This is a genomic window from Stenotrophomonas sp. 96582_Sma (assembly GCF_056480905.1).
The window spans coordinates 3,049,061-3,073,980 of record NZ_CM151122.1; the positions used below are offsets into that span (position 1 = coordinate 3,049,061).

Consider the following 24,920-nt stretch of genomic DNA (forward strand, 5'->3'; position numbering starts at 1 on the left):
CCCGGGCTACTCAAAGAGACAACACCGGTTAAATGTCGTGCTGTTTGACAAAGCGAGATACCTTCTGCGCCTCAAGGTCTTTGTTCCAGGCCTTTGCAAAATCGTCTGGAACATCTAGGTTTGCCTCGTCGAACTTTACGGTAGCCGGCAATTCACGCCAGAACAGTTCAATAGACGCAGCAAAGTCATCGACGTGAACATCCGACACCTCCATGTCGGTGTCGTCGAACAAGTTCCATCCGTGAGAACTTGTTCGCAAGAACTCCGGGTAGCGCAGCTGGAGATCGTCCAATGACTTCCCCTCCCCGTGCTTGAACACATTGACGACCAACCGCATGGCATCAATGCGTGGGTAACAGGCGAGAGCAGAAAGGTCCAAGCCGATGGCTTCAAGCAACCTCTCCAGCTTCGCGCTATCCAGCTTCCAAAGAGCGCGCCGCGTGTTGTCGCCGATCACCAACTTGGGCCACCTGAACTCACGAACGAGGAAGCGTCGAAATGTCTTGTCCCAATGGTGATACATGCCAGCCACCACACTGAGGCGGGTTCGATCATGCATCTCACTTAGAAGCTGGTAGAACTCGACGCCGTGATCGCGCGCAGCGTCCGCTAGATCGCCAGGGTCGTGCCAGTCAGGGTCGAAGGACTGACCGCTGCGCTCCCAGTGCTCGGATTCCGCTTGATCGGCCTCCGCCTCAATGTTGGCGAACTGAGACAGAAGGCGGGCCTTGGCCTGCTCAACGTAGAACCGATGCTCCGAGACGCGGAGCTCCCGTTCGGAATCCACCAGCTGATAGGCGCTCCACTCGCGGCCGCTCATGCCGGCTGAACCGCAGGCGGGGCATCCAGCCATTCGATCAAGGATCGAATGCCATCTGCGTCCGAGCAGCAATCTTCCAGTGGCTCGCTCTCCAATCGGACTTGGAGAGATAGCCAGGCGTGTTCCGACTTCTCCGAAATCCCAAGGTGAGGCTCAATGGCACCAGCGCCCCACAACCAAAGGCCTTGAGCACGCAGTTTCTGTATTAAAGCAGCGATGTGGGGCTTTGCTTCGTCATCGGCCGCAAGCAACTCGAATGCCTTCGAAGCCGGCCCTTGAATCCCCTTGCAAGGCAACGCTCCGTCTAAAGACACGAGGCCCGCGCCTGCCATCCTCGCGAGAACGTTCTTGCACGCAGCAACATCGGGATCATCCGCCTGCAGGAAACCATGCTTTGTTGCTTGGCGGAAAGCGAAATCCAAGTCCACGATGGCACACGCAGGCAACCCGAGGGCAGACAAAACTTCCATTGACTTACGAGTATCCGAGACCCCACTCATCGCAACAATTGCCAACGATGACTGCCCCATGGTTTTGCCCGCCACCAACTGGAAAATGGATGGCAACAGCCGGAGTTCGGTCTTCCCTTCTGTGAGCACGACTTTGTCGGCAAACAATATCTGAGACGAATTTGTCAGGCTGAATAGCTGCTGGAGTTGATGCGTGGGATTGTCCACCAATTGTTCTACGACGGATTGCATGCGCGGACGTGCTTTGGTTCCCTCCGGATGCTTTTTCGTCATTAGCAGCGCGTTCTTCGCGTCCTTGGCCAAGATCATCTGAGCAGAGTGGGTTGAGAACACGACCTGATATCCAGCCTCTGACAACGCACGCAAGGCTTCACGCACCTGCTCCACTGCAAACGGGTGCATGAAGAGTTCCGGCTCGTCCACCAGCAGCAGCGTTACTCCGCCCGCAGCCGCTGCTCCACGCTTCAGATCCGCTAGATGCCGGACCATGGCCATCTGGATGGCGCGCTGCGCGCCATGGCCGTATGACCCGAAGGCACGTCCACGCCCCTCCCCTTCGTAAACTTTGACAGTTCCCGCCTTAATGAGGTCGTTGAAGACCGGCACTGGGAAATCCAGCTTGATGTGGATACCAGGAAAAAGATCCGAAATCTTACGATTGATTGAATCGTCGATGCGACCCAACTCTTTAAAACGATCCCCACCTTCTGCAGAGATCATTCCTAGGATGGCTGCCAAGTGCGGGGTCAAGGCCTCCTCGTGCTGCTCTTGGATAGCGGCAAGCATCGAGGCCAGCAGCTTGCCGATCGTGGTCGTCGTCTTGGCCTTACTGGCGTCCTCCTCAGCATTCTCCATTGCTCCGATGCGAATAGGATCTGGAAAGAGTGCTGAGATGGCGTTATCGATGCCCGTAGGGTTCGGCTCCCAGTCGCCTGTGTCGGGATTCATCACGGTCAGTTCGGTGTCGCCCCCAGGCACCTGCTGTTCGCGACGAACCATCAGCGCCCCGTCCCGAACGTGTCCTTCAATCTTCTTTCGGTGCTTTTGCTCCAGGACCGCCAGATCAGCCTCGGTGATCCCACGCAGTGTTCCCATCACTTGCACCGGCAGGGTCGGCTCGTGGAAATCTTCCACACCAAGCTTTGCCTTACGCACGAGCCATTGGAGCGCGGTAAGGCAATTGCTCTTCCCGCAATTGTTCAACCCAACCAGCGGTGTAAAGCTGGTCAGCTGCAAGCTTGTGGAAACACATGATCTAAAATTCAGAACATCCAAACTTGAGATGTAGACAGCCATTCCATTGCCCCCTGTTATCCTGATTACTTACCGATCGCTGCCTTCAGCTGATCCGTAAGGCTGCTGTTGTTTTCATCCCTCAACTGCGCCATGAGGTAGACGGCCCGCCCGTCGCTGCGCTCGGCCCACAACTGTCCGACCAACCGCTTCTCCTTTTCCTGATCAGCGGAGAATCGGTCACCTCCCTTGTATTCCACCACCAGCAGACGCCCATCGGTAAGACGAGCGACGAAATCCGGGTAAGTGCGCTGCTTAGAAGTTGGCATCCAGAACTGGGATGGGTGAACCAAGTTTCGCACCCAAAACTCAACCTCGTCCATCATGTCGATGGCCTGAGCGCAATCGAACTCTTCGGTGACCTTGCCCTTTCCCGTCTTCCAATTCATATCGCCAGGGACCGGGTAGTAATGCTTCTTGAAGCGATATGGCCCCTGGTAGTAGTAGCGCGCAGGATACGCCGTCATGTCTGCCGGGTAGGTGTAAGAATGACCAGGATCATCACTGGTCACGACGTCCATGCCACCTCCGAACAACGCCTGTTGAAATCCTCGCTTGTAAGCGTTCGCCTTTGAGGCAGCGAGCTGTTCGACGAGCTTTCGACGCAGGACGAACTGCCCTTTGAGCAACTGCTCCAACGAAAGACCCCTATTCAGCAGACCATCAACGGACTTTCGAAGCCACTCGCGCAGCACCGGCTGCTTGACGGTGTGATCGCGGACCTCGTGATCCAACCAGCCAACCAAATCGGTGACCGTTCGGTCCTGGGCGAAACCTGGCAAGTAAGTAGCCACATCATCCTTGATGAGGTGGTAGCTCACCTCCTTACCATCCAAGTCGACTTCAAATGTCTTGCTTTCCTCGTTGAAGCGGAAACTGCCTAGGTCCGGCGGACTTGCCAACAAGTCCCACGCAAAATCGGTGGCTACCATACCCTGATCAATGAACTCGAGCTCGCCCTGCTCGACCATGCAAAGACGGGGCACGCCGAAGACCGCACCGTTCTCGCTAGGAGCCTTTACCGCCACCGCAACCTGCTGGTGCCGGCGCAGCTTCTCTTCGGTCTCCTCGCGCGCCTTGGCTGGCACTGCCTCCAGGATGGCTTCGCTAGTGGATTCGTCCACCTCACCAGTGACTTCAACCACCCCGCCCTTCCCCAGCTCGCTGGGCACATACACCACCCGCTCGTGGTCCTTTGCAGGGGTGTTGGTCAAATCGGGCTCTTGCGCCACCGTCAAACGTAGGACCGGCGTCGGCAGAGGGTTGTGCTCCCCACCTTGCAGATCCAGCTCGTCGCCAGGCTTGGAGTCGGCGCGGATGCCGCTCGCGGCTTCGATAGGATTGAAGCCGATCTTCATCAAGGCATCGGTCAATTCGCCGGCCACCGCGCCAAAGCGCTCGGTGGTTACGTGAGCGTAGGCCTTGTTCATCGCCTCCTGCTTGCGAGCAGTAGCGTAGGGCATGCGAAGCACGCGCCCCAACAGCTGTTGGATGTCCTTGTCACTCTTGACCTGTGCCACCGAGCAAAACACATAGGCGAAGGAGCAATCCCACCCTTCCTTGAGCGCCTGCTTGGTGATGATGATCTCAATTGGGCAATCCTTGGCGAACAGATCCAGTCCGTCGATACCCCGATGATCGCCGGTGGCAACTGCAATGGCTGCCTCAGGAACCTTCTCGACATCCATCAGGTGCTTCTTGACCTGCTCTACCGTGGCCGTTCCTTTGGCGCTTTCAGCTTGGATGAGCAGAATTGGACGGATGTAGTCCGGCTCGCCCAGCGCTATTTTGGCCAAGGTATTGCGACGGGCGACCGAACTACTGACCGCCACCTCCCACTGCCCGTTGTGCTCCTTCAGCACCACCGGGAACTTAATCATCTTTTCGTCTTTGAGCTCAAAGGCAGCCACGCTTACTAAGACATTAGAGCTACTGGCATCCGGCGTGGCCGTAAGCTCCACTACGGCCTTGGGACCCAAGCGCTCATAGACCTCGTAAGAGAGCTTCGTGGTGGCATTGTGAGCCTCATCCATGATGACCAACGGCCCGTGGAGCTTGAGCAAGTTAGCAAAGGACGCAAGCGACTTGCCATTTGGCCCTTTATCCAGGTAGTTCAGATCACCCGTAGATCCGCCGAAATGGGGCTCCAGGTCCTCGTGGTGCTCGTAGACCTTGCGTCCTTCTTTATCGGTTACGCGTAAAGCCGCGACGGTGCCGATGACCACGCAGGTCTTGGTCCCCAAGTCTGCTGGGCGAATCTGAGCAAAATCCGCGACGTCAAAGATGGCCACCTGCCCGCCAAAGGTTCCGTCCAACTCTTGGCGGTATGGGTGGCGCGGATCGCGGAAGGCATCCAGCGTCTGGTTCTTGATCTGGGTGGAAGGCACCATCCACAAGACCAGTGGACGGGTGCGCTCCAGGACAGTGTCCGCGGCCGCCTTGATGATGTGCGCACCCATCACAGTCTTACCACCACCGGTGGGAATACGCAGGCACACGTATGGCACTGCTGGTTGGCCTGGCATGGGCTTGTAAGTGGACACCAGTCCCTTGTCGACATTGTCTTCAAAGGCTTGGACCGGTCCAGCAAGCCGAGCATCGCCCAAATACGCCTCCAAACTGGCCAGAGCACGCTTCTGATAGATCTTTAGAGAAAGTGCCATAGTTAACGCGCCTTGATGTCGTAGGGGGTTTGCTTGAACGTGATACCAAGCTCGCGAAGTTGCTCTTCAGCCAAAGCACTTGCCTCCCCGTAGATCACCTTGGGGCCGTCGAACTTGGGAAGCTTACGCACCAAGGCTCGGGTCAGGACGTTCCCGCCTGTCTTGGTGATGTCCCCCAATATCCCATTGAAGAGCAGGTAGTAGCCAACTCCGCTGTGCTCACCCAAAAAGGCGTCCTTCGGAGCGCGTGTTGATCGTGCCGTTCCTGTCTCCGCGAACCAAACATGGGCGGCCAGATGCTCAAAGCGAATGCCCTCCCGGATGTGTCCGTTTTCATCAAACACGGGCACGCCGAGCTTGTAAAAGCGGAACCCCCCTCCGCCCTCCCACTCGACCAGCTCGGACACGCCACCTTTTTCTCCATCAACTACTTTCGTCATTCGCTCAACGCAAAGCGTCCGTGCGTGATCACCAAGCTCGACGCCGATCCAGTTCCGCCCCATTTTGTGCGCAACTGCAGCCGTAGTCCCGCTCCCCAAAAAGCTATCGAGCACGATGTCCCCGGGGTTGCTTGCAACATGAATTACTCGATGAAGAAGGGCCTCCGGCTTCGGGGTTTCAAACGCTGCCTTTTCCCCAAAGAGGAGCTCCATCTCACGACTTGCATGCTGATTGAGACCAGTGTCTTCCCAAATGGTGGGCGTTGTCATGCCCTGTTTTGCCTCATCAAGGAATAGCTTCCGCATGGGCGTTTTAGCTTGACCATCCACACCCCAGTAAAGACGACGATCTTTCTGAAGAGCCTCCATATCTGCCTTGCTATGCCGCCAACAGGTGCCCTTTCGAGGCCAGACTTCCTCACCGGTGTGCGGGTTCGTGACGGGATAGAACAGGCTCTGAACAAATCGCCCCCCTTTGCCGTTAGCCGTCGTGTCAATCTTCCGGAACGGCCCGCGATCATCCGGGCCGTCAGGCTCTGCGAATACCCGATACTGCGAGTTCGCCTTATCGGTGCGGGGCATCAAGTTAAAGCTCAACTCCGCGAGCGTCGCTTTTCCGGTCGAACCTTTAGCTTTACCCCATACCATTACATGATCATGGACACTACCGATCTTGCGATCGTTCGGCGCACCATCACGCTTCCGCCAGGCGATGCTTGCAATGAAGTTTTTCCGTCCAAAGACCTCGTCAGCGATGACCTTGAAGTAATGAGCTTCATTGTCATCTAGCGACACCCAAAGCGATCCATCCGGCGCCAAGAGCTCTTTGAGAAGCTCCAGCTGGGGATACATCATCGACAACCACTTGGAGTGTTCCAGGTTGTCGTCGTATTGCTCGAACGCACTTTTCGTGTTGTAAGGCGGATCAATGAAGATACATTTGACCCTTCCTGCGTAGTATGGAAGCAGTGCCTTGAGCGCATCGAGGTTGTCTCCCTCAATGAGCATGTTGGGCGAATCCTCTTCCCCGTAGGAAAGCTTCGCAACCGGCTCCAGCAGCCGGTAAGGAGCCAAGGCGACGCGTGTAAGGTCTGCGTCGCGATTGAACCAAGAAAGCAGTGGCATCCAGTGATCCCCTAAGACAAGCGCCAAGTATCGTTCACCCCCATGGTAGAGGGCCACTTCCGCAGCACCTGCGACGTAGCAAGCCTTTGTTTCCAAAGGCTCTCCCCATCAGCGGCAAGCCACCTCGGCCACCATTTGCGCAGCCCCAAGGTCCGCAGGCAGCTGGGCCTTGCAGACCCCTGCCACGTCCACCGTCTGGCCGGGGCGCGGCTGCTCCAGGTAGAGCACCCCGTCGTAGCCCACCTGGGTGGTCTCGGTCGCCGTCTTGGCCACCGTGCCCGCTTCGATGGCCGGGCCAGTGAGGCGGAAGGTTCGTGCGGCCTCGGTCAGGACTGGGAAGGTGAGGTGCATGCCAGCCTGGCGGCCCGCGGTGGCGGTTTGCTCGATCTCGGCCAACTGCGTGCCCAGTGGCAGCGCCCGATCATCTACGCGGACCTCGGTGGGCACCATTGGGGTCACCTCGCCCGCCACCAGGCGGCCCTGGGCGTTGGTCTTCCCCACCAATCTGCCGCCCACCCTCACCGGCACCCCGGCTTGACCGGGCACGTCCACCACGGCGAAGGATTCGGCCGGCCCCAGGAACGTCACGCCCTGGCGGTCCAGGTGGACGGCACCGGCCATCGAACCGGAAGCCCACGTGCCGCTGGGCCCGTGCTCGGCGTTGATCTGGGCCCACCCTGCCCGGGTGGTCCAGTTGGCGTTGGCCCGGGCCGTCTGGCCGGCCGCTCCCTCGTCCACTGAAGCGGACAGACCCACCGGGGTTCCAAAGACCGTGGGTCGGGCGCGTCCTTGGACGGCCCAGGCCGTGGCATCCGGGGCTTGCCGGGCCCTAACGCTCACGCCCTTGCCCCGGCCGAAATCGTAGCTGTAGCCCACCTCCACCCGGGTTTCCTTGCGCTCCAGATCGCGCAACGCGGAGACGGCCACGGTGTGCCCGTTGCCACGCCAGGTCAGCCCGGCTTCGGCGTAAGCGGTGCGAAAGCGCGGTGTGCGCACGTCCGAATAGCTGGCCCGAAGGGACCACTGGGGCGTGGGCCGCCAGAACACCGAACCCCGGGTGCGCTCCTCCACCTCCAACGCACTGGGGGCGCGCAGGCGCCAGTAGTCCTGTTGGCGCTCGTGCTCCAGGCGCACGCCAAACCTCGGGCCGCGGTAGTCGTAGGCCACGGCCTGCCGTTGGCCGCCTTGCGTGGAAGTGCCCAATTCCAGATCCAACGTGCCGTAGGTGCCAAGCACCGTCGTGGCCCCCAACGCCACGTTGGCCTTCCCGTGCGTTGAGGTTTGGGCGGTGCCGCGCAGGGTCCACCGGTCGTTGAGGCCCCAAGCCACCGACCCGGTCGCGCCCAAGGTCCCATAATCGATCTCCCCTTGCCGCACCCGGCCTGCCGCGACCTCCCAGGTGCTGAGCCCTTGACGGAGCAACGTGGGGGCGACGTAGAAACGCTGATCGCTCACCACGGTTTCGCGGCCGTAAGGGTCTCGCACCACCACTTGGGTTTGCTGCGCACCGGTGCCCAAGGCGCTGCCATCGGCCGTGAACGGCCCCTTCCCCACCCGGCCTTGCAGCACGCGGGCGCGATTGGCCAGGACTTCGACCGTGGCCGGATCGAGCGCCACGCCGCCGAGCATCGGGACGGGATAGGTTGGGGTCAACGGATCCAAGGCCCGCGGGTCTTTGGCCACGCGCACCCCGCCCAGGTTGACCGGAGAGGAGGACGGACCGGCGAACACATCGCCTGCCTGGTAAGTCACCAAGCGGTTGGAATCGTCCTTCTGCCAGCGCGTCACGCCGCGAACGTAGCCGGCGCCCGACGCGTCGGTGTTGACCTGCCCGCTGGTGCTGATCACGCCCCAACGTCCCGCCTTGCGGACCTCGTGGCCCAACGAGAGCGCCTGCTGTTGCTCGGACAGCATGCCTGCCACGCTGTAGTTCACCAGCACCCCGGGAGCGGGCGGCGCGATGGGCCCTCGCTCGGTGCGATCACGGGCCACGCGTTGGGCCTTGAGCCGGTCAGCCGGCAGGTCCAGAGCGACCGTGGCGGTGGCCTCGTCCACAACAAAGCCCAGTCCCAACGCTTGGGCGCTCATCGGCTCCGTTTGACCCGGGGGAAGTTGGAGCCCGACCTCGCGCCACGTGGCCGGCTCGGCGAACCACTGATCGCCTTGCTGCCAGAACGTGAGCGGATCCGCCTTGGCCTTGCCGCCGATGACCGGCACCAGGAACGCGGGCGCCACGCCGTCGGGCACCGCTGCGCTGGCCGACGATGCAGCCAGCAACACCAAGGCCAGGGCCCGGCCACGCATGGATCACCGCCCCACGGGGACCGTGACGGGCTGGCCGTTGACGGTGATCGAAAGGGTTTCAGCGCGCTGCCCGGCTTGGGTCTCGTAAATCATCGAAGCCCCCGGCAGCGTCCAACCCAACGCACCCTCGCGCCATCGCTTCCCATTGGCCGGGCCGATGGACGACACGCGGGCGGCGGTCTGGCCGTGGTTGGTCAGGCGGTAGCCCTTGGCCACCGCTTGGACGGTCACCTGGGGGATGGGTGCGTTGGTGGCTTCAAAGGCCACGGGCAAGTCCTGGTTGACCAACAACTGGACGCCTTGAGCGTTGGGGTCTTTGAGCTGCATCAGCAGCACGCGGTAGTAGCGCCGCTCGCCCAGCGCGCCCACCCGCATCAACCGGGCGGTGCGCTTGGATTGGGGCGGGACGTCCACGAAGGTCGGCGCCCCCACGATCTCCGTGGTGGGTGAAAACACGTTCTGCCCCGTGGCCTGATCCCACCCCACCGCTTTCACCTGGTAACGCACCGAGGCGTCCCCGCTGTTGTGCAGCGTCACGGCGACGTGCTTGGCCGAGGTATCGGCCATCAGGGTGGTGGGGCCCACGGAGATGGAACCGGCGGACGCCGAAAAGGACAGCAAGGACGCAGCGACCGCGGCCAGGAAGCGTTGGGAATGGGTCATGGGATCTCCTTTGGGGGTCTCCATTCAAGCTAGATCGGAATGCAATTCCGTCAACCCATACCTACTCACCTTTTCGACAACAAAAAAGCCCCCAGCGCGAACCGGGGGCTTCGGGACAACCGAGGGGATCAGTTGTAAGTGGCGGTGACGGTGACCGTGTCGGTGTAGTTGCCGCCCACGGCCTGCTTAAGGGCCAGGAAGCGCACCGCGTAGCTGTAACTTTGGACGGTGCCGTCGCCAACGCCGGTGAACGCGTCGGCGTCACCCCCCCATACTTGGCTTCCCTGCGGGTCCTTGAAGAAGCCGTAGGGGATGTAAGCTCCGGCGCCGTTGGTCACAGCCCGGTAGGTCTCATACCCGGACAGCAGGCCGAAGTTCTGCCCCTGGCCCGGCGAAATGGAGTAAGTCGTGCCCGCGTTGCACACGATGCTCAGCCCGGAGGTGCGGGCGGCAGCTTCAGAGATGCCCGACCAGTCCATCCCTTCGATGGAGGTCACGGACAGCTGGCAGGTGTTGGTCAAGGTGCCCTGAATCGTCAGGTCCGCGGTGGTGTCGGCGGCGAACGCGGGCAGTGCCAGCGAAGCCAGGGCGATGGGCAGAAGGGCGCGAAGGAAGGTCTTGCGTGTCATGGGTATCGTCTCCTTGAGAGGGATTGAGTGGGGATGAGTAGCCCCAGAAAGGGCCATCCCCTTACCGATACCTCGAATCTGAAAACGCGCAAGGGGGGGCATTGAGCCAGCGGTCACAGCCTGGGCCGCTTGCCACCTGTGGCAGCTGGCTGCCAAACCCCATCCAGCTCACACGCACGGTGCTCAGCAATTGCCTCCTGAATCATGCGCTGAAGAACGAACGCAAAAGCGTCAGTCACAAAAACGCCCACGCCGATCCCGCAATCATCCGGCAAACTGGAAATCTGTTTTATCGATGGCTGGTGAATGACCTCGTCGAGCTCAGGGGGCAACGGGTCCACGAACGTGTCAATGAACGCGCTCACCTCGGTTTCGGCTGCTTTGCAGAGGTCGGCGTCGGTGAGCAGCGCCCGCAAGTCGGCAAGCGTGGGAAGCCACACCGTATTGAAGAGCGGGCTACCCACCGAGGGACTGATGAAATGGATGCCGTGAAGCACGGATGCCCTCTCACTCTTTCCGAGCTCCCCGTCTCCCCAATGACCGTTCATCCGAGAGGGCCCGTCACCCATCACAACCGCCACATCTTTGGACTGGGAGAACCTTCGGGCCACGCTTGGTCCAACGCGTGCGCGTTGTGCCGCGCAAGTGCCTCGCAAACCATCTGGTTCATGAAAATGGCAAACGCCCCAATGTCCTCATAGTCAACGACGAGCTGCACATTGGCAGAGGTCATTGAAAGTCTGTCCACCGTTGGCCCCCACAAACCCATCCAACACTGCTCTCTGCGGGGTTCGACGCTGCATTCAGTATAGTTCCGCAACTCGCGCGCCGCCACCCGGCAAAGGCTGACATCCGACAGCGTAGCCCTAAGGTCCGCCAAAGTGAGAACACCTGCGCGCTCGCCCAAGCGTGAAAAAACACTCGGACTTGCGAATCGAATAGCCCCCATGACAACGGTTCTCTTTCCGCGTTTCGTCCTGGCTTCACACCAGCGCTCTTTCATCCATTGGATAGGGCAATCCACCACCGCCTCATCTTCCCTGTTCGCAGAGCGGTTTCTCACGAGATCAGTGGCCATCCCGAGCCTCCCAATAAGGCAATTCCGCGCACCGCCCCTGCTCTTCTCGCCAGCACTTGAGCAAGTGCTTGTAACCGGGCTTGGCTTGCGTGACGTGAAAGGATCGGCCGTTAACGTAGACCTTCCCGCCATTGTGGAGCTCGACGGCATGAACCGCACTCCAAGTGGTCGCCCAGCCCAGGCTGTCCTCTTCTTCAAAGCTCACGGGCACCAAGGAGACCGCTGCATAATCTTCAATCAACCCGGGGTTCAACCCCAACCCGGTCATCGCGGCTTCGTTGGTTGTGACGGCTGCGCTCATGTGACACCTTTTGGCTTGGTCGGCGGTATTGCCTACTCATACATTAAAAGTAGACCGCCACTGGATTTTGTCCACATCATGAGTGGACAAGACTTTGACTAGATACAAAAAGTGCGAAGCGACGGCAGCAGTTTCTACGGGTTTTCGCGCCGGAGGCGTTGGTGCTTTCCATCCATGCGGATGCTTTCCCCGATGCCGGCGCGCAGCGGCCGGCGGCGGCTTCCGGCACAGGCTTTTTTTCTCACGGGGGTGGTCACACCCACCCCCGTGAAGCCATCGACACGTGCGAGGTGCCCGCGATCACCAGGTGATCCAGCACTCGAATGTCGAAAAGGGCAAGGGCCTGCTTGAGGCGGTCGGTGATGGCGCGGTCGGCAGCGCTGGGCTCGGGGTTTCCGCTGGGGTGGTTGTGAAAGAAGATGACGGCGGCGGCGTTGTGGTCCAGAGCCTTCTTGGCGACGATGCGGGGGTGAACCTCGCACCCGTCGATGGTGCCTTGGAAGAGGTGCTCGGTGGCCAGGATGCGGTGGCGGGTGTCTAGGAACACCGTGCCAAACACTTCGTGATCCAGGTGCGCGCAGCGGGCAGTGAGGTAGTTGCTGGCGCTGGTGGGGTCGGTGATGGCCCCTAGGCGTTGCAGGCGGCGCTCCAGGATGTGCGAGGCGGCCAGGAGGATGCCCTCTTCGTCCATGGCCAGCTGGTATTGGGCCCGAATGTCGTTGGCTCGCTTCATCTGCTTTCTCCACCGGCGCGGGATGCGCCTCGTGGGAACCGATGGGCGAAGCGTTGGACGAATCCGCACCCGGGAGCGAGCACCGCCAGGCGCGCAGCAAAGGGCCGGAACGCCGTGGAGGAGGCCTGTCCTTGCGCCTGCGTCAGCGGAGCCAGGATTCCCAGTGAAAGAGGCCACTGCCCGGATGGGGAATTCAATCGAAGGATTGAAGCAAGGGTTTGAAGGCTTGAGGATGAGGCATCTGGCCCCGCAAACCGTCACGAGACCCCGATGGACTACCCTGACCTTGCCTCACTGGAGGAAATCTCCGGTCCGTTCGCCCTTCTTTCGAAGGGCCCAAAATTCATCGCCGCCTGGCTTGCCAAGCGCACTGAGGAGCGCTACCGGGAGTTCACCCGTGCCGCGCTTGAGGGTCAGGTGTTCCCCGAGAACGCGGAGGCCATGACCTCGGAAGATTTTCTGGCCATGCTGCGGGCATTGGAGATGGACATCGAGGCCGAGAAGGCCACCGTCTATGGCCGCCTTGCCTGTTCAATCGCTACCGGCAAAACCGCAGGCCATCTCAAGCGCCACTTCATTAAGGCGCTGAGCGACCTGTCGTTTGGCCAGGTCGATCTTCTGCGACGCGCTTGGATCGCCGAGCGCCACCAAATCTTTCCTGGGAGAGGCGGGGGAAATTTGAACCCTAAGGAATTCTTAGGACTGCACGGGAAACCCGGTTTCAATAGGCAAACCTTTGAGCGATGGGCCCTCATTGATGAAAAGGGACTGAGCCTGATGGGCCGGAAGTTCGTAGAAGCGTGCTTCGCCGGCGAAGAGCTACAGCCCTCTGCGGTAGGGTTTCAAGAATGGGCGAAGGGCCAAATCCACATCGTCTGCAATGAAATGGATACACCAGCCTGCTATGACTTTCTGCTGAAGCTAGACGAGGTAGGCCACGCGAGAGCAATTCATGTGCACCATGGCGCCGCCGTTCGTGGGCGCTCCAACCGCCCGCTGACACCCGGGCCCGTCATGGTGGTCCTTCTCACCGATAAACCCCAGCGTCTCGCCGACGAATGGACCACGGTGGAAGACACCATCCGAGGAAGAGTCCTGGCCGTGGTGGCCACGACCGATCCGAATGCGCCGTTGCCCGCCGCCATGACGGGCTTGGAACGCATAGATGCGTCACCGGACCGTGCCGCAGAAGCCGTGACGGCGATACTGGAGCGCTTTGAAGCAAAAGGGTTGCGGGGCACCTGAGACCGCGATGTTAAACGCGACTCGACCGGTCATTGGAAGTGGCCGCCAACTTTATGGCGGCCAACGAGCACTACTTACAGACCAAACGAGGCTTCACGGACAGCGACTTCCATGCCGGACAGAAGAGCCCCAAGTTGATCTTCCGCTGAAAGTGATGACTGCACTTCTCGCAAACAAAAAGGTAAGGCGCCCCTGGAACGAAGCCGGGCATCACTTTCCTTCCTTGCGCTTGAAAATGACCTTCCCGCCTGCCTCGTATTCCACATCGTAACCTTTGTAGATTGCGAGGATCAAAGAAAGACCTAGGCTTGCGGCGGTGATGATGCCGATGATCTCGACTCCCGTGACTGCCGCGACCGCCCCCAGGCTGAGCGTGCTGAGCCCAGCCGTTACTGGAGCGAGTCCAACCGCAGTAACGATTGCTGCAACACCGACCGCACCAAGCTTGGCGAACTTGCGCGTCTTCTTCAGGTCGTCTGCCAACTTGCCCACAACCACAATCTGCTGCGCCTTTGCATTCTTGGCCGCTTCCAGCTCATCCCGCGTCCTTACTGTCACGCTTGCCATAACGCCCCCTGTTGTTAGCAATACCAGTGATGGATACCCTGGGCAGGATAGCCGAAGGGAACAACGTGTTCCTAGCAGCAATGATGGTGCCCAACTGTCTCTCCAGCTGAGACTCGAACTCAGCGCATCCGCTGCCACGGGGCGTCCTTGGGAGCCTCCACCGTAACCTCGGCAACGTCGTCTTCAGCGCGCCATGCCTTCCCTTCGAGCACCATGGCGAGGCCTCTGGAACGTGCGATGGCGGCCTCTTTGGCGGTCGGAGGGTTCCACGACCGATGCTCCTGCAGGTAGCGCTCCATGGACGGCCTCAACTGCAGGCCGCGCTCGGCAAAGGCAACGCCCGATCATGGCGTTCGTCTTGTTGACGGGCATAGGCGACTTGCTCGGGCTCCCCAAACGCCTGCCGGTGGGCATCGAGCATGCGATCAATGGCGTCCACGTCCCCGCGGGCATGGAGCGATTCGGTGTAAAGCGCTTGAAGCAACGAATCACGCTCTTGATGAGCTTCCTCGCCCGTGACTTCGCCCTGAAACAGCCCATCGTGGCGAGGGCGGGCGTCGACGGCGTCTGGGCGGAACCGCCCGTGGCTGGTCCTCATGCTCGCCTCCGGGTCAGCCCGCTGCCCTGAAGCAACCCACACGTGATCGAACAGACGACAAGCGCCAGCGTGGATGACAGGTATAGGTTGGAAGGGCCCAACCAGACGTGGCTCAACACATGCTGTAGCTGGTAAGGCAGCAGTGCCAGGCACTCGTAGAACACGGCCAAATGCCACACCAACGCAACCACGGATGGGACGTCTTCCCGGCCGGCTTGGAACGCCTCCCAGGCCCTGCGTGCGCTGCGGGCTTTGGAGGCGCGCAGCCACGCGATCCCGAAAGTGACCGCGGAGAGGACGAGCTCAGACAGCACGACCACCAGAAAAAGGGTCATGGCATCCTCCTCTGGTTGGGGAGCAGGCCATGGGCCTGCAGGTAAGCGTGGACCGCCTGCCGGGTCACGCCCAGGCGCTTGGCAATTGCAGGGCCGTTGTTCCCCCGCTCCAGGAGGCGCACCACCAGGGCGTGCTGGTCAGCCAGTGGGCGCCTGGGCTTTTGCCGCAACCCCAGGTGAGCCAGGTCGGCGCTCACCACGGGCGACGGAACGCCCAGGGCCTGGGCGATGGCCGCCCGGCGGTGTCCCTCTCGAAACATCCGGGCGACCTCGGAGCGGCGGTGGGTAAGGTCTCGGCTCAACCCTGGCTTCTCAGTGCTGCCCGGCTCCACCCTTTTTGGAAGAGCAGAGCGTCCACGAGGACAACTGCGAGTAGAACAACCACTTTGGAAGCTGAGATTTCCGTTTGCGCCTCTGAGAACAAGACCAACCAGATTCCGAGCAGGAACAACACGCTGAGCAGCCCAGCCAAAGCATTGAGAACGACGACCGTGGAGATTCCCTTGCGTCGTCGGCGCAGTCCGTCCCACACCAGTCGGAAACGGTGCCCGGCCCAGATCGGCGCAAACGCGGTTACGTAGGCAAACGCGCCAAGGAACAGAACAGCAAGGATGGGGTTCGCGATGTCCATCAGCGCATGTCCCCTAAACTCACGCCACAAGCGTCCACCCCGCACGCACTTGCGTTCTCGGCACCACCCCACGCTGCGTTCTCGGCACCATCCCACGCTTCAATCCGCGCCATCGGCACCACCCGGGTCTTCTTACCCTTCCCCACCAGGAACACCCGATCACCTTCGCGCACGTCCAAGTCGGCGTCTTGGACCACCGCGAGGACGCGCTGGCGGCGATCAGACGAGTCGCGCACGTAGATCTCCACCGCACGCCGGCCGCTGAGGCCCTTTTGAACCGCGGTTCCGGCAACCGCACCGATGACGCCACCGGCCACCCGGGCTGCATTGCGGTAGTCCCGGTTCTTGACCTGGTTAGCGGCCCCATAACCAACGGCCGCCCCGATGGCAGAACCGGCGTTGAGCCGCTGATCGGACTTCAGTTGAACCGTGCGGATCATCAGGACCTCGCCCAGTCGGGCATCCTGGACGGATAGGGCCTCGGACGAACCGTAACGGCGAGCGGAGGTGGAATCGGCAGCAAAGGCGGCCGGAGCAGACAACGCCAGCGCAAGGGACAGAACAATGGATTTCAAGGTGCACCTCCATTTCATGAGTAGGTTCACCTATGCATAGATCGATTCTGGAAATGCGCAAGGGGGTGCGGCTTGAGAACCAACGATCCAAGCCAGATAATCGATGCAACCACCACTAAGGAAGGCATCCGTGGCATTCGATCGTGAACGCTGGTCCGGGACCTACGACCGAGCCCATTTCCCCCACTTCCCTTGCCCGAAATGCGACAAGGGGCGCGTCAGGCACGATGGGAAGACTGTCCAGATTTCCGAACCCACCTACTCAACCAAAGACCGCGACCACCCGGATTGGGAGCCGGGTTGGGATGTGGAGCGTTTCAGCCTCCAACTGATCTGCGACAACGGCAGCTGCGGTGAAGTGGTGGTTGTGTCCGGAGATACGTCACTCGTGGAGTATTACGACGATGAAGATGACCGCTGGGTGTATTCGTCTTATCTTCGCCCGCGCGCGATGTTTCCAGCCCCGCTCACCATTGAAGTTCCCTCTCAGGCTCCAAGGAACGTGAGGGACAACATCCGCCTTGCCTCCTCACACTACTGGTTTGATACGAGTGCAGCCGCCAATCGACTCCGGGCCAGCGTTGAGTTCCTGCTGGATTTCCTTGAGATCCCTCGCGAAACCGTCAATGCCAGCAGCGGAAAAACAAATCGTCTGGATCTGAACGCCCGGATTGCACACTACGAGCAATCAAACGCCGAGCACGCGCCTTCGCTGACGGCCCTGCGAATGATCGGCAACCTAGGCTCGCATGGAGAAGACGTCCAACAGGAAGCAATCCTGGACGCTTTCGAAGTCTACGAATACACCCTCGACGCGCTGTGTGGCCAACGGAAGGACCGCATCGAAGCGCTGAGGCAGAAGCTGATAGCAACGAAAGGGAAATACAGCTAGGTCGTCACGCGACCATCGTGCGGCTTCGCTGCTTCGTCCGATTGCGCGGGTTTGTGGAAGACTTGCCTGCAGGTTTTTCAAGCTCCTGCTGGTTGGCCGCCACCGGCTGCCGCTCCCACTCAACCTTCGGGAGCGGCTCGCGAACCAACTCGGGCACCTTCAGGAATTCCACCACCCGCTCGGCCGCCGCCGCGGCTCGGAAGAGCTCCCGGGGATCGTCCCGGAGGATTTGGATCCACGACTTCACGTAAGCCGCGTGCTGGGTGGGATCGTGGCCAATGCTTAAGCGTTCGCCCACCAGCATGCTGGAGATCTCGGCGACCAGTTCTTCTTTGGCGTAGTCGATGCTCCCAAAAGCCCCCTTCTGATCGCGGTTGAGGCGGGTTGGAAAACCTGTCCAGTGGCCCAGTTCGTGCAACGCGGTGGCGTAGTAGCCGCTGGCCGAGTGGAAGGTGTTGCGCTGGGGCAGGTGAATACTGTCCGTCATCGGACGGTAGAACGCCTGGTTGCCCCCGTCGTGGTGGATCTCAGCCCCGCTGCCCTTGAGCACCGCTTCGCATGCCTGGTGGATGTCGGGCTCTGGGCGCGGGGGTGGCAGGGCCAGTGCCGGCAACCCATCGATCTGCATCGCGTTGAACACCCGGGGGAAGAAGACCTTGGGGTGGGCCTTGGCGATGAGCTCTGGGTCCCCGCTCTTCTCTTCTTTGCCTCTTCGACCAGGGACAAATCCCAGTATTCGATAACGCTGGCTTTCTCGCCTTTGCGCACCTGAGCGCCCACGGCCGCGGCTTGCTTGTAAGTCATCCACCGGTTGTCCTGGGTGTCCCAGGCGCTCTGAAGGGCCCACAGGTGGAGCAAGTTACCGCCCCGGTAGTTTTTGCCGGTGGTCGGGTTCATCGGCAACCCGAGGTCCACTCGGGCGTCCCACGGCTTGAGGAAGGGACCGGTGCCCTCCTCCATTTGCCGAATCAGGCGTTCGACGACGTCGCGGGAGTGGCGCTGAAGGAAGCTTTCGTTGGCGGTGGCATCGGACACGGACACGGACAGGCTCTCCTGGAAGGCAAGGAAAGGCGCCTGTCGGCAAAGCCAAGGGGGTTAGGCTGGAAACTTCAATCGTGAATGGTGACGGCGCGTCCGTGCTCCAATAGGTTCTCCAGCAACGCCAAGGCCCGGTCGATGGTCAAACCGGTGCCGGGGTCTGTGTCGCCCTCCTGGAGCTGCACGCGCATGCCCTCGGGGGTTCGGTGCACGGTGAAACGGGGGGAGGCCGCCAAGACGCTTTGGCGGCCCATGCTGTCGTCTACGAAGGCATCGGAAGGAGTCATGGCTTCAGCATGCGACGCAATAAGGATTTGGCAAGCCCGGTCACAAACGCATCCGGTGGAGGGGAGCTTCCTGGAGGGCCGTGGGCGCTGGTGCTTTGGCCACCTCCCGCGGGTTGAACAAGTCACCCCCTACAATCAAGCACGGGCCATCGCTCGATTGCCGCTTGGAGGGTGCCAATTCGCCAACTTCCTGAATCTTGGCTTCGAGCCGTTGTTGGCGAGCTTGGGCCTCGGCGGTTACCAGGTGTGCCTGGACTTCTTGATGGAAAGCAAAGAACGAGGCGGTTTTCCCCTTGTCATTCTCGGCCAAGATGTCAGCGCCCTTTTCGACGAGGTTATCCACCAGTTCAATACTCGACTGGATGAACACCCCATACTCATCAGCAGCTGCGGCTGCGTTAAACAGAGGAGTTCTGCCCCAGATGTCGCGCGCGTTGGGATCCGATCCCGCCTCCAAAAGCAACCTTGCCGTCTCACCCAATTTCGACGTGTCGATATCCCTTATTTCGATATCCCTTGTCCCGTATGTTGCCCCGTATGAACACACCGAATGCAGCGGGGTTTGCCCATACTCATTGGCATGATTCGTATCAGCGCCTGCGGTCAGCAACGCTTCAACCACCTCAAAACACCCCAACTGCGCGGCGTATTGCAGAGGCGAGTTTCCATTGTTGCCCAGAGCATTCGGATCCCCTCCTGCCGACAACAACTGAACGAGAATGTCAGGTTGGGCAAACTCTGCGGCATTGACCATTGAGTAACTGTTTGGCTTCGCCCCTGCATCCGCAAGCAGGGTGACTTTCATCAGATCGTTCGCATCAATAGCGATATCAAGCGCCAATTCTTCTTCAAATTCGGCATTGGGATCCCCCCCCCGCCGAAAACAGCTTGGCGAGAGTTTCAGCTGAAGCGAACTTGGTCGCGTTGAAGACTGCGAAACTACCGGGATTAGCGCCAGCCTCCAATAGCACGGTGACTTTCTCCACAGCAAAATCTGATGCAAAAATAGCGACATCAAGGGGTGTGCCACGTCCACCAAAGCCAAATGCGTCGGGAACATCAGCATTGGGATCACCACCCGACGCTAACAGCTTGGTGAGCATGCCAGGTTGTTGGGATCTTGCAGCAGAGATCATGGAATGACTATCAGGCTTCACTCCGGCCGCCAAAAGGACGTCAACTTTATCCATGTCGTCATGCAAGACGGCCCGATAAATCTGCGATATCGAACTACTCTCTTCTTCTGCGTTCATGGCACCTCCATCTGATGTTGTCGAAAGCACCCTCATCGGTAGTGACATAGGGTGCCGGGAAATTCGATCTCAACAGGAGAACCTTCCCTACATTTGTTCTACCGCTTCGCGGGAAACGCGCAAGGGGGGTGGGGGCAGCGAAAGGAGAGTTTTCAAAAGAACCCGCCACCTCGACCGCCATCGCTTTAGTCACAAGCGCATCTCCTGGCAAGGTGCTTGCTGGACGGCAACCGGTTGTGGCCGAAAAGCATCGCGCGCGCTCCTGACCGCGCCCCGATCACCTCGGTTGGCGGCCCAGGCCAGCCGGCATTGGTGGTCAGGGGAAAGTCGTCGTGGCGCACCCACAGCAATCCCTGCTTCCGAGTCCTTTTAATAGGATGTCTCGGGCGAACAGCTTCACACAGGCGTTTCCAAATCTGCCATGTCCCGCAGTGGTTTGATCCCCGCAATTCGAATCTCGGCCACGCGAGGCTTCTTGCCCCCATGGGAGATTTGGTAGATGCCGGCCTCGGGAAACTTCTCGCGAACGCGCTTCCAGAAGTCCTCCGCGTTGACAGGCTTCTTGCCTAACTCTTCCAACACGTATTGGCGGTAGTCGGCGTAAATGGCCGTCTTGTCGGTGCAAACACCGCTGTCGTAAGAAGCGTCGCGGTCCGCCATGTAGGCCATGGTCGTGTCCGATTCCATTCGGTTTTGCTCGGCCAGCGCCAGCACGGCGTCGGGCAGCTTCTCGGAAAACCCGCCACGTTCCATGAGGCGCAGCGCCCCTTCCAGCACCCAGTCCAGCACCTGGGCCATCTCCTCCTCGCTTTCGGTGATCTGAAGGTGGAAGTCAGGCTCACGCTTCTTTCCATTTCCACCCTTCGCTCCCTCATGGGTCTTCTCACCCATCCGAACATTGAAGGGGATGGCCAGGACCTTTCGCCAGAACCCGTGCTCATGCCCGGAAACCGTGAACCAGGCGTTGACGCTGGCGAACAGGGTGCCGATTGGGAGCGTGGTGTATGCGTCCTTGCGCTTGGCCTCGACTTGGATCGGGTCACGGGAAATGAGCGCTTTCAGGACCTCCTGGATGGATGCGGCAAGGACCTTTGGCGTCTCCGTGACAATGTAGGCGCTCTTGCCCACCAGTGGGGCCATGGCGAAGGTTCCGTCCAACTTCTCCAGACGCAGCGACACGTTGCGGGGATGAAGGGCGCGCAGGATGTGGAGGAACGTGGACTTGCCATTGCTGCCCGACCCAACCAGGAAGAAGGCCTTCTCAAAGCAGATCGACATCAACGAGCTGGCCACCGCCTCCTGAAGGAGTGCACGCACCTCCAGGTCGGGCTGAAAGAGATCCAGGTATTGACCGAACTTCGAACTGGGATCCAGCGGCTTGGGAGTGTAGTAGCCATCGCCGTCAACCTGGTCCATCCGCAGCGTGGCAGGGACCTGGTAAGTGATTCCATGCCCCTTGGTGGCCGCAAGGACCCGAATGCGCGTCCTAGACGGCGTCTCGTCGTTTTGAAACAGGAGTGCTTGGCGCGGGCCCAAACTCTGTCCATAGGTCGCGGAGAAAACGTCCTGATCAACGACCTCTTCTCCAACCGCCGCTGCGCGAGCACAACGCGGTTCGTCAGGCTTGACGATCTCCAGGTAGCCCCCCTTGAGGGGAACGATGGCCCTGCGATCAGACTTTTTGGGCAACCAGCATTTCCGATCCCCCATCAACTCAAGCACCGCCGTGTTCATGCAACTGGTTGCATGACCTGCGTTCGCCTTGTCCTTGCGCTCCAATCGCAGCCAAGAAAGCGCCTTGGCCGCCATGTCCTTCTCCGAGCAACGGTCCCAGTAGCCTTGCTCTGGAAGCCAACGGAAGAAGCTGCAGTCGTCGTCGCCATCCGGCAACTTGCCTCCGATCGCATACTCCTCCGTCGCTTTCAAGTAGTCGGCAAAGTCGGCCTCGAATGCTTGATCGCTCGAGGTTGCCTTGGGCGCTGGTGCTCCAAAAGCTGCCTTGGGGGCTGCATTCCCGCGGAAGGAAAGGATGTTGCTGGGGCGCCCGTTGACACCCGAGGTTGGTGTTGTATCGTTCATGTGCGTGTTGTCCGTTTTTTTGAACCCCGGTTGGCGCCGGGGTTTTTTGTTGATTACGCGGCCTGCTGGACGCGACTCATCCATTCCACCAGCGCTTGACGCATGGCTTCCGATGAAGTCTTGCCCTGGGCATCAGCCGCCGCTTGAAGCCGCCGCTTGAACGCTCGACTCACCCGCGCCTTCAGCATTTCGTCTCGCGGTTGCGTCGCCTTCTTCGATGTGGGGGAGTTCGTCATTGCTCGTTTCCTGGGTGATGTGGTCCCGTTGTGGCCACAACCCCATCCAAACAGAGCTCACGAACTTGTCCAGATCGACTTCTTGACTAAAACCAATATCCGTTGCCTCAACAGCATTTTTTGCATAAACGAGAGGCAATTCACGCTTTTCAGCCAAGGTGTAACAGGTGCTTGTTACACCCCTTGTTACGGCTGAAACCCTTACCAGGCAAGGGTTGTCACGGGTGTAACAGGTGTAACAAGTAGATCCATTGATTTGAAAAAAGTGATTGGCTCTGACGCCAAAATCTCTGATGCAGCTGCAAGTAATACCTACCCACCCGTTACACCCGTTACACGCGCCTTCGCCTCTGCAAAGCCATTGAATCCATTGGACAAACTGCCGTAACAAGCACTTGTGACGGGTGTAACGGGTGCTTGTTACGTCTCCGAGAAGATCACTCTTCGCCATCGGCGTCACTCGCGGATGACAAAGAAATTTCCGCACACCCGCACGCAGCTGCCGGTCGCTTCGCGCCGGCTTCTAAAATCTAAAAGCCCGTTTGGAAGTGAATAACTCCGCCTTCGGCGCGATAGCGACAGGCCCGGGTGGGCACCACCGGCGTTAACCGTCACTGGCACCCGGCAAGGGTTGAGCCCTGTGCGAACCGCACGGCAGCTTTGACTGGGACACTGCCCCTATCCGCAACCATTTGCTTGCTACAAATCGTCCCGCACGAGTTCGAATGGGCAATCCTCGCGACACTCCGACACAAACACCGGCACCAAAAGGTGACGCTGAGCCATGATGTCTTTGCATTCCACGTGAACGGCTCCGATGGGGCGCTTCCAGACCAACTGATTGATCAACAGCTGGAGAGCGGTCATTGCAGCGCAGAGCGGATCCCTGTCGTTGGCCGACACTACCAGGTCCATCAACGCGTCCGGATCGTTGGATTGGCTCCAAAGAAGGGCATGGACACGGGCCAGAAGCAGCGTTCCAGCACCGCAAGTGAAATCGTTGAACAGCGGTTCCTGACACCCATCGCCCAAACCCCTGGGAAGAAACCTCATCGCGCCCTGAGCAAGGGCCCACGGGGTGAAGTCCTGGCAATCCCTTTTCTTCTGACCCGATCCCGCCAGCTCGTTGAACACCCACCCCAGGATGCACTCAAACGGCTCAGCGCTTTCGATGGCGGCGATGTAGGCGTCGGCCACCTCTGCCCCCCAATCCCCGTCTTCAAGATCCACGTCGCTGAGCAGGCCCACGTCCATCCAAGGCAACACCGATACCCCCACCCCGTTCTTGCGCTTTTCCAGCTGCTTGTGAACGGCCGCCCTAAGACCGTATGCCACGAATTTGGACATGCGTTCGCGAGGCGAGAGAGCAGGAATGCAGTTGACGGCCTTCACCAGCCGCTTGTAGGCCTGCACCTTCTTTTGGAGTTCCCGCTCCTCCCATGCCTTCGCAACATTGACTCGGCCATCGCGACCCTCAATCCTGCCTTCCATATCGCTCATCCTCTGCAGGATATGGAGGGCTGCCTTGGTTTGGTTACTCATCGTTCGCACTCCCCTGGTTCGCAGTGGCCACCTGCGCCACCCGCTGGATGGCAAAAAACTTCCCGCGCAGCGCGCCGCTTGCCTGCGCTTGTTGAAGGTGACCGGCTGCGCGCTTGCCGTAAGCCACCACCAACGATCCCGAAGGCGCCGCAGTGCCGGTGGTTCCGTCGGGACGCACAAACTTCAGCCTTCCACGGCTGAAGAGGATCGCCGTCACGTTGGGGTGGGAAAGCACGCAGTCGTGCATCCATCCCGTCTCCATGCTGACCGGCACCAGGGCGATACCGCCGCCGGGGTGGGCGGCCAGCTTACCCAACCATTTCTCGATGCCCTTCCCGTAGGGCGGGTTCATCCACACGAATGCCTGCATCGGCCACGGCGTTGCCAAGCCGTCCTGGCTCGGCGGGATCATTCGGCGGGCCGTGGGCGCCGGCAGCCGCGACGGGTCTTCGGGCGTGCAAGGATCGAGATCAAAGCCGCGTTTTCCACCCAGCTTCTTGACGATGGCAGGCGGGGTATACCAATCCACGCTCGTGTGGGCCTTGTCGCTTGCCTTGTAGCAAACGGAGGTGAGCCGGGTGGGTTTCTGTGCCAGAAGGCGCTTGGAGCGGGTTGCTGCGTTGAACGGCAGAACGTTGGACTTGGGCTGCATGAGGATTCTCCAGGCAATGCTCCGCCAGCACGGCTGCGTTGCCGCGTTGAAGGAATGGGTTTTGGGAGGTGGGCTTGAACTAGCCCGAGAGGCGCTGCTGGCGGCGGGTTACCACCAAGAGTCGTAGAACACGTCCCAACCGTCGTTGATCAGTGCGCGGGCCTGCGCAATGAAGTCCAGATCTTCTTCAGCTCGATCGGGATCCGATTCACCGAAGAAGAAGCCTTGGGTATAAGGCAAATCATCGTTCAGGACAGCCTGTTCCAACGCATCAAGATCGTCCAATCGAAGGAATACGGGAACTTGGTTGAAGTCGAAGGGATCAACCTGCCCCGTCCTAGCACTGTGCAACTTGCACATCCAACCGTGAAGGTTCGGATGCTTTCGCCAGTAGAAAAATAGTTCTTGAGTGCGATCTCGCACATCAGTGCGGGTCTTGACCGCATACATATCGAGGCCCATCGGCTTGCT

Annotated in this window: 28 protein-coding genes; 2 read left to right on the forward strand and 26 right to left on the reverse strand. The window is 60.1% G+C overall.

The annotated features are described in order from the left end of the window. Positions 1 to 28: 28 nt before the first annotated feature. The 10 genes from ACZK2R_RS14230 to ACZK2R_RS14275 form a co-directional block, all read right to left on the reverse strand. Complete coding sequence (locus ACZK2R_RS14230) at positions 29 to 820, reverse strand: hypothetical protein (protein WP_478487358.1); 792 nt, start codon at positions 818 to 820, stop codon at positions 29 to 31. Next, the gene (locus ACZK2R_RS14235; protein WP_414577226.1) at positions 817 to 2,586 is read right to left on the reverse strand and encodes an ATP-dependent nuclease; all 1,770 of its coding nucleotides are present in this window, start codon (positions 2,584 to 2,586) and stop codon (positions 817 to 819) included. Before ACZK2R_RS14235 ends, ACZK2R_RS14230 begins: the two co-directional genes overlap by 4 nt. A gap of 23 nt (positions 2,587 to 2,609) precedes the next feature. Then, positions 2,610 to 5,246 (reverse strand): DEAD/DEAH box helicase, encoded by a 2,637-nt coding sequence (locus ACZK2R_RS14240; protein WP_478487359.1) that lies wholly within the window; start codon positions 5,244 to 5,246, stop codon positions 2,610 to 2,612. Positions 5,247 to 5,248: 2 nt separating this feature from the next. Further along, positions 5,249 to 6,811 (reverse strand): site-specific DNA-methyltransferase, encoded by a 1,563-nt coding sequence (locus ACZK2R_RS14245; protein ID WP_046272137.1) that lies wholly within the window; start codon positions 6,809 to 6,811, stop codon positions 5,249 to 5,251. A 108-nt stretch (positions 6,812 to 6,919) separates the two neighbouring features. Beyond that, positions 6,920 to 9,115 (reverse strand): fimbria/pilus outer membrane usher protein, encoded by a 2,196-nt coding sequence (locus tag ACZK2R_RS14250; protein WP_478487361.1) that lies wholly within the window; start codon positions 9,113 to 9,115, stop codon positions 6,920 to 6,922. 3 nt (positions 9,116 to 9,118) lie between these two features. After that, complete coding sequence (locus ACZK2R_RS14255) at positions 9,119 to 9,778, reverse strand: fimbrial biogenesis chaperone (protein ID WP_414611978.1); 660 nt, start codon at positions 9,776 to 9,778, stop codon at positions 9,119 to 9,121. Positions 9,779 to 9,906: 128 nt separating this feature from the next. After that, entirely contained in the window at positions 9,907 to 10,407 is a 501-nt protein-coding gene (locus ACZK2R_RS14260) for a Csu type fimbrial protein (protein WP_366593563.1), read from the reverse strand. Between the two features lie 113 nt (positions 10,408 to 10,520). Then, a complete protein-coding gene (locus tag ACZK2R_RS14265; protein WP_478487364.1) occupies positions 10,521 to 10,904 on the reverse strand; it encodes a hypothetical protein in 384 nt (127 codons plus the stop codon). 570 nt (positions 10,905 to 11,474) lie between these two features. Beyond that, entirely contained in the window at positions 11,475 to 11,786 is a 312-nt protein-coding gene (locus tag ACZK2R_RS14270) for a hypothetical protein (protein WP_366593568.1), read from the reverse strand. A gap of 253 nt (positions 11,787 to 12,039) precedes the next feature. Next, on the reverse strand, positions 12,040 to 12,519 hold the full coding sequence (locus ACZK2R_RS14275) for a JAB domain-containing protein (protein WP_478487366.1): 480 nt from the start codon (positions 12,517 to 12,519) through the stop codon (positions 12,040 to 12,042). 270 nt (positions 12,520 to 12,789) lie between these two features. Between ACZK2R_RS14275 and ACZK2R_RS14280 the strand changes: the two genes are divergently transcribed. Beyond that, positions 12,790 to 13,764 (forward strand): hypothetical protein, encoded by a 975-nt coding sequence (locus ACZK2R_RS14280; protein WP_478487367.1) that lies wholly within the window; start codon positions 12,790 to 12,792, stop codon positions 13,762 to 13,764. Between the two features lie 210 nt (positions 13,765 to 13,974). Here the strand turns inward: ACZK2R_RS14280 and ACZK2R_RS14285 are convergent, their stop codons facing one another. The 6 genes from ACZK2R_RS14285 to ACZK2R_RS14310 form a co-directional block, all read right to left on the reverse strand. Next, the gene (locus tag ACZK2R_RS14285; protein WP_478487369.1) at positions 13,975 to 14,331 is read right to left on the reverse strand and encodes a hypothetical protein; all 357 of its coding nucleotides are present in this window, start codon (positions 14,329 to 14,331) and stop codon (positions 13,975 to 13,977) included. A 119-nt stretch (positions 14,332 to 14,450) separates the two neighbouring features. Further along, a complete protein-coding gene (locus ACZK2R_RS14290) occupies positions 14,451 to 14,630 on the reverse strand; it encodes a hypothetical protein (RefSeq protein ID WP_478487370.1) in 180 nt (59 codons plus the stop codon). 8 nt (positions 14,631 to 14,638) lie between these two features. After that, positions 14,639 to 14,929 (reverse strand): hypothetical protein, encoded by a 291-nt coding sequence (locus ACZK2R_RS14295; protein ID WP_478487371.1) that lies wholly within the window; start codon positions 14,927 to 14,929, stop codon positions 14,639 to 14,641. Then, complete coding sequence (locus tag ACZK2R_RS14300; protein ID WP_478487373.1) at positions 14,926 to 15,264, reverse strand: hypothetical protein; 339 nt, start codon at positions 15,262 to 15,264, stop codon at positions 14,926 to 14,928. Before ACZK2R_RS14300 ends, ACZK2R_RS14295 begins: the two co-directional genes overlap by 4 nt. A 298-nt stretch (positions 15,265 to 15,562) precedes the next feature. Beyond that, entirely contained in the window at positions 15,563 to 15,895 is a 333-nt protein-coding gene (locus ACZK2R_RS14305; RefSeq protein WP_478487374.1) for a hypothetical protein, read from the reverse strand. After that, positions 15,895 to 16,470 carry an outer membrane lipoprotein gene (locus ACZK2R_RS14310; RefSeq protein ID WP_478487375.1) on the reverse strand — a complete coding sequence of 192 codons (576 nt, stop codon included), beginning with the start codon at positions 16,468 to 16,470 and terminating at the stop codon, positions 15,895 to 15,897. Before ACZK2R_RS14310 ends, ACZK2R_RS14305 begins: the two co-directional genes overlap by 1 nt. A 130-nt stretch (positions 16,471 to 16,600) precedes the next feature. Between ACZK2R_RS14310 and ACZK2R_RS14315 the strand changes: the two genes are divergently transcribed. After that, positions 16,601 to 17,362 carry a DUF4145 domain-containing protein gene (locus tag ACZK2R_RS14315; protein WP_478487377.1) on the forward strand — a complete coding sequence of 254 codons (762 nt, stop codon included), beginning with the start codon at positions 16,601 to 16,603 and terminating at the stop codon, positions 17,360 to 17,362. A gap of 4 nt (positions 17,363 to 17,366) precedes the next feature. Here the strand turns inward: ACZK2R_RS14315 and ACZK2R_RS14320 are convergent, their stop codons facing one another. The 10 genes from ACZK2R_RS14320 to ACZK2R_RS14365 all read right to left on the reverse strand — a co-directional run bounded on the left by ACZK2R_RS14320 (position 17,367) and on the right by ACZK2R_RS14365 (position 24,911). After that, positions 17,367 to 17,912, reverse strand: a complete 546-nt coding sequence (locus tag ACZK2R_RS14320; RefSeq protein ID WP_478487378.1) for a zincin-like metallopeptidase domain-containing protein — start codon at positions 17,910 to 17,912, stop codon at positions 17,367 to 17,369. After that, complete coding sequence (locus tag ACZK2R_RS14325) at positions 17,846 to 18,322, reverse strand: ArdC-like ssDNA-binding domain-containing protein (RefSeq protein WP_478488037.1); 477 nt, start codon at positions 18,320 to 18,322, stop codon at positions 17,846 to 17,848. The genes ACZK2R_RS14320 and ACZK2R_RS14325 overlap by 67 nt, the downstream gene beginning before the upstream one ends. A 149-nt stretch (positions 18,323 to 18,471) precedes the next feature. Beyond that, positions 18,472 to 18,687, reverse strand: a complete 216-nt coding sequence (locus tag ACZK2R_RS14330; RefSeq protein WP_478487379.1) for a hypothetical protein — start codon at positions 18,685 to 18,687, stop codon at positions 18,472 to 18,474. A 40-nt stretch (positions 18,688 to 18,727) separates the two neighbouring features. Further along, positions 18,728 to 19,528 (reverse strand): ankyrin repeat domain-containing protein, encoded by an 801-nt coding sequence (locus ACZK2R_RS14335; RefSeq protein ID WP_478487381.1) that lies wholly within the window; start codon positions 19,526 to 19,528, stop codon positions 18,728 to 18,730. A 7-nt stretch (positions 19,529 to 19,535) separates the two neighbouring features. Beyond that, positions 19,536 to 19,940 (reverse strand): hypothetical protein, encoded by a 405-nt coding sequence (locus ACZK2R_RS14340; RefSeq protein WP_478487383.1) that lies wholly within the window; start codon positions 19,938 to 19,940, stop codon positions 19,536 to 19,538. A 396-nt stretch (positions 19,941 to 20,336) separates the two neighbouring features. Continuing rightward, positions 20,337 to 22,019 carry a DNA primase family protein gene (locus tag ACZK2R_RS14345; protein ID WP_478487385.1) on the reverse strand — a complete coding sequence of 561 codons (1,683 nt, stop codon included), beginning with the start codon at positions 22,017 to 22,019 and terminating at the stop codon, positions 20,337 to 20,339. A gap of 132 nt (positions 22,020 to 22,151) precedes the next feature. Continuing rightward, positions 22,152 to 22,412, reverse strand: a complete 261-nt coding sequence (locus ACZK2R_RS14350; protein ID WP_146256924.1) for a hypothetical protein — start codon at positions 22,410 to 22,412, stop codon at positions 22,152 to 22,154. Positions 22,413 to 22,954: 542 nt separating this feature from the next. Next, positions 22,955 to 23,797, reverse strand: coding sequence for a hypothetical protein (locus ACZK2R_RS14355; RefSeq protein ID WP_414611990.1), 843 nt, complete (start codon positions 23,795 to 23,797; stop codon positions 22,955 to 22,957). Then, positions 23,790 to 24,449, reverse strand: a complete 660-nt coding sequence (locus ACZK2R_RS14360) for a DNA N-6-adenine-methyltransferase (RefSeq protein WP_478487387.1) — start codon at positions 24,447 to 24,449, stop codon at positions 23,790 to 23,792. Before ACZK2R_RS14360 ends, ACZK2R_RS14355 begins: the two co-directional genes overlap by 8 nt. Before the next feature lie 108 nt (positions 24,450 to 24,557). Continuing rightward, positions 24,558 to 24,911: a hypothetical protein gene (locus ACZK2R_RS14365; RefSeq protein ID WP_049404456.1), complete on the reverse strand. Its 354-nt coding sequence runs from the start codon at positions 24,909 to 24,911 to the stop codon at positions 24,558 to 24,560. Between the last annotated feature and the right edge of the window lie 9 nt (positions 24,912 to 24,920).